12 protein-coding genes, 2 pseudogenes and 1 other annotated feature are annotated in these 13,684 nt (G+C 36.8%); of the genes and pseudogenes, 8 read left to right on the plus strand and 6 right to left on the minus strand.

All coding sequences use genetic code 11. The features are described from left to right. The first annotated feature begins 14 nt into the window (after positions 1-14). From proB to BR87_RS07260, 5 genes and pseudogenes are all read left to right on the plus strand, one after another. Positions 15-836: a glutamate 5-kinase gene (gene proB, locus BR87_RS07240; RefSeq protein ID WP_035030416.1), complete on the plus strand. Its 822-nt coding sequence runs from the start codon at positions 15-17 to the stop codon at positions 834-836. 15 nt (positions 837-851) lie between these two features. Beyond that, positions 852-2,096 (plus strand): glutamate-5-semialdehyde dehydrogenase, encoded by a 1,245-nt coding sequence (locus BR87_RS07245; protein ID WP_035030419.1) that lies wholly within the window; start codon positions 852-854, stop codon positions 2,094-2,096. Between the two features lie 201 nt (positions 2,097-2,297). Beyond that, the gene (locus BR87_RS07250; protein WP_035030422.1) at positions 2,298-2,837 is read left to right on the plus strand and encodes a DUF924 family protein; all 540 of its coding nucleotides are present in this window, start codon (positions 2,298-2,300) and stop codon (positions 2,835-2,837) included. Between the two features lie 229 nt (positions 2,838-3,066). Further along, on the plus strand, positions 3,067-4,191 hold the full coding sequence (locus tag BR87_RS07255; RefSeq protein ID WP_035030425.1) for an NAD(P)/FAD-dependent oxidoreductase: 1,125 nt from the start codon (positions 3,067-3,069) through the stop codon (positions 4,189-4,191). A gap of 153 nt (positions 4,192-4,344) precedes the next feature. After that, positions 4,345-4,653, plus strand: a pseudogene (locus tag BR87_RS07260) (YrhK family protein); the annotation flags it as partial. Positions 4,654-4,998: 345 nt separating this feature from the next. Here the strand turns inward: BR87_RS07260 and BR87_RS07265 are convergent. Then, positions 4,999-6,354, minus strand: a complete 1,356-nt coding sequence (locus tag BR87_RS07265; protein WP_035030428.1) for an FAD-dependent oxidoreductase — start codon at positions 6,352-6,354, stop codon at positions 4,999-5,001. A 488-nt stretch (positions 6,355-6,842) separates the two neighbouring features. After that, positions 6,843-7,103 (plus strand) — a binding site (T-box leader). Between the two features lie 67 nt (positions 7,104-7,170). On the opposite strand from BR87_RS07265, the gene BR87_RS07270 reads away from it, so the two are divergent. Further along, a complete protein-coding gene (locus BR87_RS07270) occupies positions 7,171-8,397 on the plus strand; it encodes an MFS transporter (RefSeq protein WP_035030431.1) in 1,227 nt (408 codons plus the stop codon). Positions 8,398-8,468: 71 nt separating this feature from the next. Here the strand turns inward: BR87_RS07270 and BR87_RS13190 are convergent, their stop codons facing one another. The 4 genes from BR87_RS13190 to BR87_RS07295 form a co-directional block, all read right to left on the minus strand. After that, a complete protein-coding gene (locus BR87_RS13190; RefSeq protein WP_169741138.1) occupies positions 8,469-8,627 on the minus strand; it encodes a hypothetical protein in 159 nt (52 codons plus the stop codon). Between the two features lie 561 nt (positions 8,628-9,188). Continuing rightward, positions 9,189-9,398, minus strand: a complete 210-nt coding sequence (locus BR87_RS07285; protein ID WP_035030440.1) for a helix-turn-helix domain-containing protein — start codon at positions 9,396-9,398, stop codon at positions 9,189-9,191. 12 nt (positions 9,399-9,410) lie between these two features. Then, positions 9,411-9,959: a DUF2975 domain-containing protein gene (locus BR87_RS07290; protein ID WP_035030443.1), complete on the minus strand. Its 549-nt coding sequence runs from the start codon at positions 9,957-9,959 to the stop codon at positions 9,411-9,413. 244 nt (positions 9,960-10,203) lie between these two features. Further along, on the minus strand, positions 10,204-10,425 hold the full coding sequence (locus BR87_RS07295; protein WP_035032964.1) for a hypothetical protein: 222 nt from the start codon (positions 10,423-10,425) through the stop codon (positions 10,204-10,206). Positions 10,426-10,664: 239 nt separating this feature from the next. On the opposite strand from BR87_RS07295, the pseudogene BR87_RS12845 reads away from it, so the two are divergent. Beyond that, positions 10,665-10,952: pseudogene (locus BR87_RS12845) on the plus strand (RNA-guided endonuclease TnpB family protein); the annotation flags it as partial. A gap of 528 nt (positions 10,953-11,480) precedes the next feature. Here BR87_RS12845 and BR87_RS07300 read toward each other — a convergent pair. Next, on the minus strand, positions 11,481-12,365 hold the full coding sequence (locus BR87_RS07300; protein ID WP_035030446.1) for an SDR family oxidoreductase: 885 nt from the start codon (positions 12,363-12,365) through the stop codon (positions 11,481-11,483). 251 nt (positions 12,366-12,616) lie between these two features. Here BR87_RS07300 and BR87_RS07305 point away from each other — a divergent pair, with 251 nt between their 5' ends. Next, on the plus strand, positions 12,617-13,585 hold the full coding sequence (locus BR87_RS07305; RefSeq protein WP_035030449.1) for a linear amide C-N hydrolase: 969 nt from the start codon (positions 12,617-12,619) through the stop codon (positions 13,583-13,585). The last annotated feature ends 99 nt before the right edge of the window (positions 13,586-13,684 follow it).

Genomic DNA, 13,684 nt, shown 5'->3' on the forward strand with positions numbered 1-13,684 from the left:
AATGGATGAGTGTAATGAATAAAACAGCAAGACAAGCTTTAACTTTATGTAAACGAATCGTTATAAAAGTTGGTACCAGCACCATTATGTATCCTAATGGTACAGTTAACTTGCAACGGCTGGAGAAATTAGCTTTTGTGTTAAGTGATTTGAGAAATCAAGGAAAAGAAGTTATTTTGGTATCTTCTGGTGCTGTGGGGGTCGGACTTCATCGACTAAAATTGCTGGAAGCTCCTAAAACCATTCCCGAACAACAAGCCGTTGCTTCTGTTGGCCAAAGCGAGCTGATGAACTTATACAGCAGCTTCTTCTTTAATTATGGACAAGTAATTGGACAAGTACTAATGACTCGCGATATTGTAGAATTTCCTGAAAGCCGGTTGAACGCGATCAATACATTTGAACAATTATTAATGAAAAAAGTTATCCCGATTGTAAATGAGAACGATACAGTAGCCGTCGATGAATTGGATCATGAAACGAAATTTGGAGACAACGATCAATTATCCGCGATCGTAGCAGGAATTACAGAAGCTGATTTGCTGATCATGTTGTCCGATATTGATGGATTTTACGATCGAAATCCTAATGAAGACGAAAAGGCCCAACTATTCCATGAAGTTCATCATATCACTCCTGAACTTCTTGCACTTGCAGGAGGAGTCGGATCAAAATTTGGTACGGGTGGAATGATTACTAAACTAAATGCCGCTGAACATATTTTAGAGCGCTCCGGTCAAATGGTCTTAGCTAATGGCGAAGATCCGACAGTTATCTTTAACATTATTGCCGGAGAAGATATCGGGACACTTTTTACTGCTAAACAAGCGAATTAAAGAGGAGGAAAATAAATGGAAACATTAGTGGAATTAGGCGAAAAGGCAAAGAAATCCAGTCGTTACTTGGCTCAAGCCTCATCTAAAGAGAAAAATACTGCGCTTCAATTAATGAGTCAGGCATTATTGGAAAATACTTCAGCCATTCTTGCAGCCAATCTGCAAGATTTAGCAGCAGCTAAAGAAAATCATATTGCTGAAACATTATTGGATCGGTTAGTTTTGAATGAAGAACGTCTGCAAGCTATGGCGGATGGTCTAGTACAGATCGCTGAATTACCTGATCCAATCGGATTAGTGAGCGGCATGTGGAAAAATGAAGCAGGTTTAACCATCGGCAAACAAAGTGTACCGCTTGGAGTCATCGGTATTATTTATGAATCACGGCCAAATGTAACCACAGATGCTGGTGCCTTATGTTTTAAATCAGGAAATGCGGTCATTTTACGCGGCGGAAAAGAAGCCATTCATTCCAATAAAGCTTTGGTCACTGTCTTGCAGCAAGCTTTAGCTAAAACTAACTTTCCAACAACAGCTATCCAATTGGTAGAAGACACAACCAGAGAAACTTCTCGCGACATGATGCGCTTAAACCGCTACTTGGATGTTTTAATTCCTCGCGGAGGCACACGTTTGATCCAAACTGTGATGGAAACAGCGACTGTTCCCGTCATTGAAACCGGCACAGGCAATTGCCATGTCTACATCGATAAAGACGCGCAATTGAAAATGGCTACCGATATCATCGTCAATGCAAAATGTTCTCGCCCTTCCGTCTGCAACGCCGCTGAAACTTTGTTGATTCATGAAGACGTCGCTGCTGAATTCTTACCCGTGATTGAAGCCGCTTTGGCTGAATACCACGTCGAATTGCGAGCGGATGAAACAGCTCTTAGCATTTTGAAGAAGTCGCAGCCTGCAACAGAAGAAGACTGGGAAACAGAGTTTTTAGATTTTATTTTAGCTGTAAAAGTCGTTTCTTCCTTGGATGAAGCCATTAACCATATCAATCAATACAGTACAGGGCATTCTGAATCAATCGTAACAGATAATTACTTTGCTGGACAACAGTTCCACCGTGAAGTCGATTCATCCACAGTCTATATTAATGCTTCTACTCGTTTCACTGATGGTTTTGAATTTGGCTTCGGCGCCGAAATTGGCATCAGCACTCAAAAACTACATGCTCGAGGACCAATGGGTCTAGCTGAGTTAACTTCTTCCAAATACATCGTCTTTGGAGAAGGACAAATTCGGTAGCTTCTTTTAAATTAGAAATGTATTTAGTAAAATGAGTTCACTTAAAGGCATCATTTCGAATAGGATCCGAGATGATGCCTTTAAAAATCAACAATTACTTGTGGACAGTCTGTGGATAACTTGTTGATAAGTAGATTTTCTGCTCTTAAAGTTATCCACATGGGGATAACCTAAATAAATAACGCAATAGGAGGTTCTCAGATGGAGTACCAAGAAATCATACATTTTTGGTTTGAAGAAGTTGAGCCCAGACAATGGTTTGAAAAAGATGAACAATTGGATGAAGAGATTCGCCAGCGTTTCGGAGCTTGTCATCAACAAGCGATTCAAGGAGAATTAGCGGTATGGCGTGAGACGCTTAAAGGCAGTCTAGCAGAAATCATCGTTTTGGATCAGTTTTCTCGAAATATTTTCCGAAATGATCCTCGTTCCTTTGCTTATGATGGTATGGCCCTGGTTTTAGCCCAAGAAGCTATGAAACAAAAAGAATTGAACCAATTAAATGCGGCACAGCGCAGCTTTTTGTATATGCCTTTGATGCATTCCGAATCTTTAGTAATCCACGAAGAAGCTTTAAAACGCTTTTCAGAAAAAGGATTGGAAACGAACTTAGAGTTTGAAATAAAACACCGAGATATTTTAATGAAGTATGGCCGTTACCCACATCGCAACGAAATTCTTAATCGTCAATCAACACCTGAAGAACTCCTTTTTTTGAAAGAACCTGATTCATCCTTTTAATACTGACTTTGCGATTTCCTTTCCTGCTTTGAAAACGATTTTTCTAAAAACGTATCTTCTAGTTCTTGAACTAAGGCTGAACAGCCTTAGTTTTTTTCACTTTTTATCTAAACAAAGCTTTAACTAAAGAGTCGAATGGATATTTCTGAAACTCTCAAAATAAACCGTCTTTTTCTCTTTGCTCTTATGCTAAACTAGAAGAGAATCTAAAGAAAAAAGGTGACTTATTATGAACAACAAAACATCCATTGCAATTGTAGGCGCTGGCATTGTGGGAGCAACCACTGCCTTTTATCTTAGCGCTGCAGGTTATGCGGTCACAATTTACGATGAAGGAACTGGGCAAGCGACTTCAGCTGCAGCGGGAATTATTTGCCCTTGGCTCTCCCAACGTCGCAACAAACAATGGTACCAATTAGCCGCTGCTGGTGCAGCTTTTTACCCAACATTACTGCATGATTTAAATGAAGATATTTCCCATTCTGCTATTTATCGTCAAGTTGGAACGTTAGTCTTTAAAAAAACGCCTAATTTATTAACAAAACTTGAAAAAATAGCGTTAAAACGACGAGAAAGTGCTCCGGAGATTGGCGAACTATCCATTCTTTCACCCGCTGAAATTAAAGCCAAGCTGCCTTTGTTAAAAACGGAACAATCGGCTTTATTTGCTTCTGGCGGAGCACGAGTTGATGGGGCATTGCTGACTAAAAAACTAGTGAATGCAGCTATTTCGAATGGAGCAGATTATTTTGCTGAGAAAGCTCAGTTAACGGTATCCCCGAGCGGTACTTATACTATTGCAACACCTACACATACTAAATCATTTTCTGCTGTCGTTTTAGCAACAGGTGCTTGGTTACCGGAAATTTTACAGCCTTTAGGTTTTTCTGTCGACATCCGTCCACAAAAAGGACAGTTGATTCATTTGGAAGTAGAGCAAGAAACTGAAAACTGGCCTGTAGTCATGCCAGATGGAGAGAAAGATATGATTCCTTTTCCAAATGGACGGATCGTGATTGGAGCTACTCATGAAAATGATGAAGGATATGATTTGACACCCACTGAGGAAAAGCTAACTGTTATGTTGAAAGAAGCTGCCGAATTGGCTCCTAGCTTAGCTAAAGCGACGATCAAAGAAACGCGTGTTGGTACACGTGCTTTTACTTCTGACTTTGCGCCTTTCTTCGGCGAAATCCCTGAATCACCTAGCTTATATGTAGCCAGCGGGTTAGGATCTTCAGGCTTAACTTCAGGACCAATTATTGGCCGTATCTTAACTCAATTAATTCTGAATGAACCAACTGATTTACCTGTATCTGATTATCCTGTAGCTCGTTATATTCAAAAAGATTAAAATAATCATGAACTCTAAATCAGTTTGTGGATATTTTTTACCTAACTTTCAGAAGCGTAAAAGTTGCTTATAGGAGTTTATTCTTGGTAATAGAAAATACAAAATTGTATAATGAAAAATAAACGTTTGATAAATAAAGTGAGGTAAATGGATATGCCAAAAATTAATCGTAAAAAACATGATCTTCACCCTGGTAAAGAAGAAGATATCGAAATAAAGAGCGGTCGCTTTCGTTTGTACTTTCAAAATCGTTATTCCCTTATCTCTTTAACCACTGATCTCCTTACAGGAATATTTTATGTTATTGGAAGTATAGCCAGCCTAACCCCTATCCCAGATATTTATGGGACGTATCTTTATTTAGTAGGTGCAATCTTTTTAACTGCACGCCCTATTTTAAAAATCTTCCATAATATCTTTATCTACGACGACAAAAAAATAGCAGAACGAGAAGAGCAAAAAGATACAGAAGATGAAGAATACAATGAAGATTATTATGGTGAGGATAACGATGAAGAATATAAGGAAGAGGAAGAGGAAGAAGAAGAGGAGGAAAAAGAAGAACAAAAAAACAATCAACAGAAAAACTGATCTGATTTTTCTAGGTTCTTCGGCAAATAGTATCGGCAACTGAAATTTGAATAAAATATACGTATCGAAAATTAATCTGTTAAAACCGAACACTTCGACACAAACGCTAGTCAAATTTTTCATTACCCATAAACAAAACTCACCTCTAGCAGCATTTAAATGCATTTAGAGGTGAGTTTTATTTTATAAGATTCTATTAGTTCATTTTAAATTTAATCAGAACAACATTTTATCGCTTCCAAAAGTCTCACCCAGTGCTTCTTGTGCGAGAACGTTCAGGAAGTTCCATGGACGATTGTAGCCTGGCTGGAAGAAGAAATCCGCAAGAGCAAGCTGTTCCAATGTCCATTCTGCTGAAATACACACTGACAAGGTATTGATCGCCGCTGTGATATCATATGTTGACATCAGTTGAGCCCCAACGATTCGATGGCTGTCTTTTTCGAAATGGATTTTCATCAATACAGAATCTTCGTCGCCCATAAATGCGGGACGGATTCTCTCTTCAACATATGTGCTAGCTACTTCAGCTTCTATAGTATCGCTATCACAGTCTTTGACTCCTGTAGAAGCAAAGTTATAATCAAACAAAGAAAGACCAGAAGTACCGGAAACAGCTGGCATTTTAACTTCTTTCTCCATGATATTTTTCGCTGCAATCACACCTTGACGGCGAGCGTTGGATGCCAATGCAATCAATTTTGACCCGTTACTTGGAGCAAAAGGAACTTTTGTCGCATCTCCAGCTGCAAAAATATCTTTTTGTGACGTCTCCATGTAGTCATCAATAACAACAGTACCATCTTCGTTCAATTCAACGATTCCTTGAAGCCATTTCGTATTAGGACGAACACCAACCGCCATGATCACCGTATCTGCTTCGTATTCCCCTTTATCAGTAATAACTTTAGCAACTGAACCTTTATCATCTTGGATTTCTTTTACCATTTCTCCAGTACGGACTTTTAATCCTTTTTGTTCCATATGGGCTTCTAAAGTATCGGTAAATTCTGTGTCTAAATAAGTAGCCAAAACGCGGTCTAAAGCATCAACAACCGTTGTTTCGATACCAGCTTTAGCAAATGCTTCCGCTACTTCAATACCAATATAGCCTCCGCCGACAACAACGGCTTTTTTCGCTTTCTTCATACGTTCCTTGATTTTGGCTGCCCAGTCGCGGCCACGTACATAAAAAATATTCTCACAATCCGCTCCTGGAATCGGTAGTTCTATCGGAACAGCTCCAGGGGTGATGATCAACTTATCATAGCTTTCTTCTGTTTCTTCGTTTTCTGTTTTAACAGTGATTTTCTTGCCAGCTGGATCAATGCCTATAACATCGCTGTTCATATGAATCGTTACCTTTTGTTCTAAGTATGATTTCTCTGTTGCATAATGTAGACGATCCAACGATTCCGAAATACCTTCTAAGTAGCTTTGAATTCCGCAAGATAAAAATGAAGCGGTTGTCCCTCGTTCATATAAATGCAATTCTGCATCGGGTTGTTCCTTCAATAATGTTTCGATTGCCTCATAACCAGCGTGAGATGTTCCTACTACAATAACTTTCAAAATAAAACCTCCTATAAAATTTCTTACATCTAATGTGCATTATATCACTTATATTATTTTTTTAAAAAGAAAGTGCATTAAAATACTATCTTTTAAAAAATAACCCTTCGTTCTACATTAAAAAACACGCTTGAAATAAAAAGAAAGTCTTGAAAAACAAGTGATAACGCTTTTCCAAAGGAATTAAATGGATAAAAGATGGTTATTCATTTTTATTATTGTGAAAAAAATATTTAGAGCAAAACAATACAAACTACTACATTAACTAAAGAAAAAATATAGTTTAGTAATTAATCAATCTGATTTTAGTGCTAATGAACGTTTGCAAGCTGTTGTTGATTCAGGTGAAACAGTAACTGTAGAAAATTTAATCCATTAACTCGTTCTATAAGTTTTATGTATATATATGAGAATAATTCATGTTTCGCCTCTTATCTTTACTTTCTTTATTGACAATGCTGTATGAACAATGATAGGATAACAATCAATTAAATGCAGTGATGAGAAGAGTAAACAAGCAGACATTTCATAGAGAGCTCTGTTAGCTGAAAAAGAGTAAATGAATACTTGTTGAAACAAGCCTCTGAGCAGTGCATCGGAACTTCATTTTGGTGATGATGTAACAGAACGCCTCTGTTATCGGGCAAAGGTATAATCCGTTTATTTGCTGAAGTACCTGCTAAGATCAATATGGCGACATATTGGTAAAATGGAGTGGCACCGCGATGAGATTAAATTTCGCCTCCAAGACAAAATAGTCTTGGAGGTGAATTTTTTTATTTAACTTAAAAATTGCGGTGAAGGCGGATGATAACAATGAACAGTAAAACAATAGCAGCTTGGAAAAATCCTATTATTTTATTAGTAACCATCGGGATAGCAAATATTGGAGAGTGGATTTATTTTATTGCGCTTAATTTAGCTGTCTTAGAAAGTAGCGGCAACAATGCGCTTGCTGTCACAGGGCTTTATATTATGCAACCTTTAGCCACTGTGCTGACTAATTTTTGGGCAGGCAGTTTGATTGATCGTTTGAATAAACGCACTCTTCTCATTGCTCTGAATTTAATTCGTGCTGGAGTGATTGCTTTGCTTCCCTTTTTCTCTTCTCTTTGGATCGTTTATTTTATTGTTTTTACCTTAGGCAGTGCCAATGCTGTTTTCCAACCGACTTCCATGTCTTATATCACACGTACTTTGGCCGCTGCACAAATCAAAAAATTTAATTCCTTTCGCAGCTTAATCGATTCAGGAGCATTTCTAATTGGCCCAGCAGTAGCCGGAATACTTTTAGCATTTGGAACACCAAACTTTGCTATTTTGACAAATGCTGCAGCTTTATTTTCAGCTGGTGTTCTAACTTTATTTTTGCCTAATGTTGAAACCATAAGTGAAAAAGCCTTACATGAAAAGCTCTCTTTAAATATGCTGAAAGCTGATTTCAAAGCTGTTCAATCGTTTAGTTTAAGCTATCGTTTAATTATGAAAATTTACTTCTCTTTTAGCGGAATAACCGTCATGGCTACCGCGTTGGATTCCCTCGAAGCAACCTTTTCAATCAGTGTATTAAACTTATCCAATCAAGAGTATGGATTTTTAGTTAGTGTAGCTGGTGCTGGAATTTTAGTAGGATCGATAGCCACAGTAGCAGTAGCTGATTCTCTTTCGTTAGCTCTGATGATGGGCGGAGGGACTCTTTTGGTTTCTATTGGTTATCTCATTTATGCCTTTTCAACTTCCTTTATTGCTGCTAGTATCGGCTTTTTTGTTTTAGCCTTTTCTCTAGCTTTTGCAAATACAGGCTTTCAATCCTTTTACCAGTTAAACATTCCAGTTGATCTTATGGGCAGAATCGGCAGTCTGTACGGATTAGTTGAATCGCTCTTTACTATGATAATGATTTTATTATTCGGAATCACCACTCAATTCATGACTCTTAGGAGCATCATCATCCTTGGTTCTTTAGGAACTCTTTCTATCTCCTTAATTTTATGGAAAGCCAGCAGCAAAAAAGTAGAAACAAATTTTGAGTTGATAGACTAAATAGACAGCATGCTATTTGCATGCTGCCTATTTCAACTTATTAAAATACGATTTCTTTTACTCTGCGAGTGTTATCCTTGTTTTTTAGCTTTCTCCCATATTCGGATTAAATTAACAATAATTATCAGCGGCATAAAATAAAGTGTTTGCTTATCAAATGGTATATTCATATATAAGAAGCCTATTCCAATAATAATAGCTATAACTGTAGATATTTTCGTTATCTTCATTGTTATTTCTCCTTATCCTTACTTATTTTATTAAATAAGCTAGAAAAGAGGTACCAATTAAAACATAGTCCTGTAAATAGTAAAATACCAGGAATCCAAATTAAATTTCCATCGTAATGAACATAAGAGATGTAAACAATTACAAGTGATATCAACATTATAAATGAGACTGTATGAAATAATACTTTCAAATAAACTATCCTCCTGTTTTAAATCATCTGAATAGACTTTTCAAGAAAAACTTACTTATTTATTACTTTTTAATATTCTCAGAGTAGTGAGCATAATAAAAAACAACACCCATAATTAAATAAATCATAGCGAAAAATGAAATAAAACCGTTTATCTCATTGTAATACATATCACTTAATACATAATTACCTATAAAAATAAAAAATGAAGTTATGAAAAATAACGTTCCCGAAATTAAGTACATAAACTTCCTCCTTTTATAATTTACTTTTTTAAATAAATTGACACAAATCTCAACATCTAAATAAACGCTTACAAATTCTTGTTCTTTACTATACTAACACACTTCTTTTAGTCCCGAATAAGAACTTATTCATCAGGTGTATATTCGAGAATGTCTCCCGGTTGGCAATCCAAAACTTTGCAGATGGCATTTAGCGTTGAGAATCGGATAGCACTAACTTTACCTGTTTTGATTTTGGAGAGATTAACATTTGCAATGCCAACTTTTTCAGACAGCTCATTTAAGGACATCTTTCTATCTGCCATAACTCGGTCTAATCTTAAAATAATCGCCATGTTGATCCCTCCCTATAATGTCTCATCTACTTCTCTTTGCAATGCTGCACCATAAGCAAAAATTTCGGCTAAAATATAAAAAATAATGGCTGTAACCAACTCTGTCCCTCCTAAACTAATAAAATAGTATCCACCTGGAATTAGGATCCAATGAAGAACATTTTGTAAAATGAGGGGAATAAAAATCGTACTGGTAAACAGCCAAGAAACTCTTTTTAGCCGCTTTACTTGCAATTTTTTAAATGGAGATTCACCATTTGAGATATCGCTAAAAATAGAACTCGCTACAAAAAATAGAACTGCATAAATCATACTCACTATTATTCCAATACTAAATATGATGTATCCTTCTCTTAGCTGCACTAGTTCTACATTAGTGGTAGAGCTATATCCCATACCGAAAAGCGGAAAAGAACTTTGCGTTAATTCAAAATCTGACACCTTCATAAACCCAAACTTAGCGCCGACAATAAATAAGACAATTATAAAAACACTCAATATCCCCAGGAATTTCAAAAAGATATTCAATAGTTTACTTGTAAAGATAATTTTTTTATTCACATCTACCACTCCTTTTGTTTAATTCACACAAAGTATAGCGTTTTAAATTATGATAAACAACTATTATTTAACGATAAGCATTAAATAATTAATGGATTTCATTATATTGCTTAAGATAGAATGGATTACTTATTTTCGCTAGAATTATCTATAAATTTCTCTTTTGCAAAAAAGTACTGCACCTCAAAAGAAGAGATTTCTCTCGGCTTTTTGGGTGCAGTACTTTCTATCAGTTTCTTTCTAGTTAGTAAGAAAGGAGATCCATTTTTATGTCTTGATAAAGTTGTTTAGCTGCTTCTTGTTGTTTTTCAATGGAAGGTTGTTCCTTGCTGCATGATTTAAAAAAGATACTTTCGATATCGATTAACAAATTTTTAAGCATCGTATTTTTTTTGCGGTCACTTAACTTATCTGAATGGATAATCGCTTTATAATTAGCTTTGAATTCTTCAATTAACTCGATCAAATGAGTGTTTCCTCCCTTATTCCCTACCTCTTCTTCTACTTCTTGATTATAAATGGAACTGTTTTTTTTTGCTATCTTTCTTATGTACGAAAAAGATATTTTTTCGGGAAGTGACACTTTCTTGACACTTCTAGCTTATTTTTTATCAATTCCCGACAGAAGACTCCCTCTTCTCTAAGGGGAGATGAATGTCGTTTGAACGTTGTTCAACAAGTTGTCTCGTTTTTTGTTCCCATTCAGGCATGAAAAGGAACCATAAACTCGCCAAAAGTATTTCCGATGTGTCGTGGTCGGCTTTTGTACAAAAATTGACCTACAAAGCAGATTGGTATGGAAAGAAAGTCATTAAAGTCAGTCGGTGGTTCCCTTCCAGTCAGATCTGTTCTGCATGTGGCCATCGGGACGGAAAGAAACCCTTGAACATACGAGCATGGATCTGCCCGGAATGCGGGATACTTCATGACCGAGATATCAATGCGAGTATTACTATTCTGCAAGAGGGATTGAGGTCCTTACAACTTGTATAAAAAAATAAAACCGCAGGTACTGCGGGGATAGCTTGGTCCATAAAAGCAACCTCTGACAGTAAAGACATCCGCTGTTAAGTCTACTTTGTTCCCAAGAATCTCTCACTTCTAAGCGACAGCGTAAGTGGGAGTAGTTCAAAAGTTTAACTAAATTGACATCTTTTTGTTAAGAGTTTTTAAAAATTTAGGATCCTATCATTTTTGATATTGGTAAGTAAAATAAATCTATTCCACTCTCTTAAATTTTTTGGAGGAATAGTGGTTGCTTGCAGCCATATAAAGGATGATTCAAAGTAGCACTGTGGGCGTGAGCCCAAGTGTATTATGTCTGTAAAACTGCTAAAGCAGCAACAACCATGACAAACCTTGAAAGGCTGGAGACACGAAAGGCTCCAGACGATCCCATGGTTTCTTGCAAGCAGACACATAATTTCCGGAGGAAATTACACTGTCTAAGAATTATCAACACGATTGTTAAAGAGCCGAAAAAGAGAACTGCCACAAAGGCAATTCTCTTTCTTTTCAATCTCACAACTTGTCTTTTATCTTATTTACGATACCTTTGACAGGAGTCGTAGCGGGTTCAATGTCGATTGACTTTTGAACCAGTTCATTTCTTTCTCCCAAATTCTCATCGTACTTTTTATCCCATAACTCTTTTTGTCTCTTCTTGACCATTGGTACCATTGCTTTTGGAACAACGTTTCGGTAATCTTTCGTTTCACCAGTCAATACTTTGATGGCTTCTTTGATGACGTCTTCTGGATCCATTTGTTCATAAGGAAAAGCCAGCTGTTCATAATCAAAAAGCCGTTCTTCCGGATTGTCACGCCACATTCTCCATGCCTCAAATTCGCGGTCATTGAACCCAGTTAAGTAAGGCCCTGGGTTGATCACCGCCACTTGCACCTTGAATTCTTGTAGTTCTTTGCTAAGCGATTCAGCAAAAGCTTCCAACGTAAATTTCGATCCCCCATAAGGTCCAGATAGCGGATCTGCCATCAGACCGGAAACCGAAGACATAAAGACGATTTTCCCTCTTTGTTTTTTCGCCATTGCTTTAGCAAATTTTTGAGTCAATAGAATGGGTCCGAATACATTCACTTCAAATTGATTCCGCAAACGTTCTTCTGGTATATCTGCTAATGATCCGCCTTCAGAAACTCCAGCGTTATTCAGTAACACATCTACATCCCATGTCCACGCTCTTTCTCTATCAGCTGGGTTAGTCACATCTAATTTTTCAACTTGGATGTCAACCTTCTTTTCTTGTGCTTCTTTTTCAAGCGCTGACACTTCTGACATCGTTTCAACTCCGGCAATGACCTTTTTCCCTTGTTCTGCTAAACCGAAAGCGATACCTTTTCCAAATCCAGTTCCTGCACCTGTAATCAAATACGTTTCTTGTACCATCTGCTATTCCTCCTAAAGTCTTAATAGACTGATTATCTTATAAGCAGTATAACAGCATGAAGAAACCGTTTTCCAATGATATGCATTGCTTTTATCCAATTCTAAAAAAGCAGAAGGTAATTCCGCCTATGAAAAGTATAACTTGGATGTAGGTAGATAAGAACTATGTTAGTATACTGATAGAAGATGAAAAAGTCTTTTTTACATTCCAAAAATCACACTAACTAGTTATTAAAAAGGAGACGAATAAGATGTGCACAACAATTGGCTTTTCTTACCCAGAAGGAATAGTTTTTGGTAGGACTTTAGAAGTTAGCGTAAAATTAGATAACAAGATTCTTTATATTCCAAAAAACAATAAAGAGTTCCTCAAAATAAAAGATAGAACATTTGCCACAAAGTATGCAACTATCGGAACCGGCTTCTTTAACATTGCTTCTTTAGGAGATGGAATCAATGAGATGGGACTAATGGGTTCCAGCAATTTGTTTCCAGGCTATGCTTCATTTGCGAAAGAAGCTGTAGAAGGGAAAATAAATACCATTACATCAACAGCTTTTGATTATTTGTTGAGCAGATGCAAAGATGTTGCTGAAGTAAGAGAAGAAGCTGAAAAACTTGTTTTATTGGAAAAAGATAGAGAAGGAGAACTGCAAGCAACGAGCAATCATTTCTTTTTTATGGATGCTGAAGGTGGAAAAATTGTTTTAGAGCCAAAAAACGGACACCTGGTTCCTTATGATAATCCTTATGGTGTTTTGACGAATGCTCCCGAATTCCATTGGCATGAAACAAACTTGAAGAATTACTTAAATATCAGACCAGAAAATATTGAAACCAAAGACTTTAATGGGACTGTACTTTCCAAGTTTGGGGAAGGAAGCGGAGCAGTTGGTCTTCCAGGTGATTTTACACCACCATCGCGTTTTGTCCGTTCTGCTTTTTTTGTAGCTCACACACCGAAAGATTTAGAACGTCAAGCTGCTATCTTACAGGGCTTTCGTATCTTATCACAAGCCGATATCCCGACAGGCGCGGTAGTAGATCTCAAAGAAGGACATAAAGATGAAACTTTATATACATCGATCATGGATACTAAATCAAAAGCTTACTTTATCAAGCACCATGATAATATCACAATTCAACCATTCTATCTTGAAGACTATCAAGATAAATCAGATATTACCTTTATTGAAATTAAAAAAGAAATGACTTTATAACCATAAAAGGATTCAACATTAGATTATCCATCTCTCCATACAGAGAGGTCTTTTGTGTTGCATTCGTTTCTTACAGCTTCTCACTATTTTTGTAAAGAA

It is taken from the genome of Carnobacterium mobile DSM 4848 (assembly GCF_000744825.1).
Lineage (GTDB): Bacteria > Bacillota > Bacilli > Lactobacillales > Carnobacteriaceae > Carnobacterium_A > Carnobacterium_A mobile.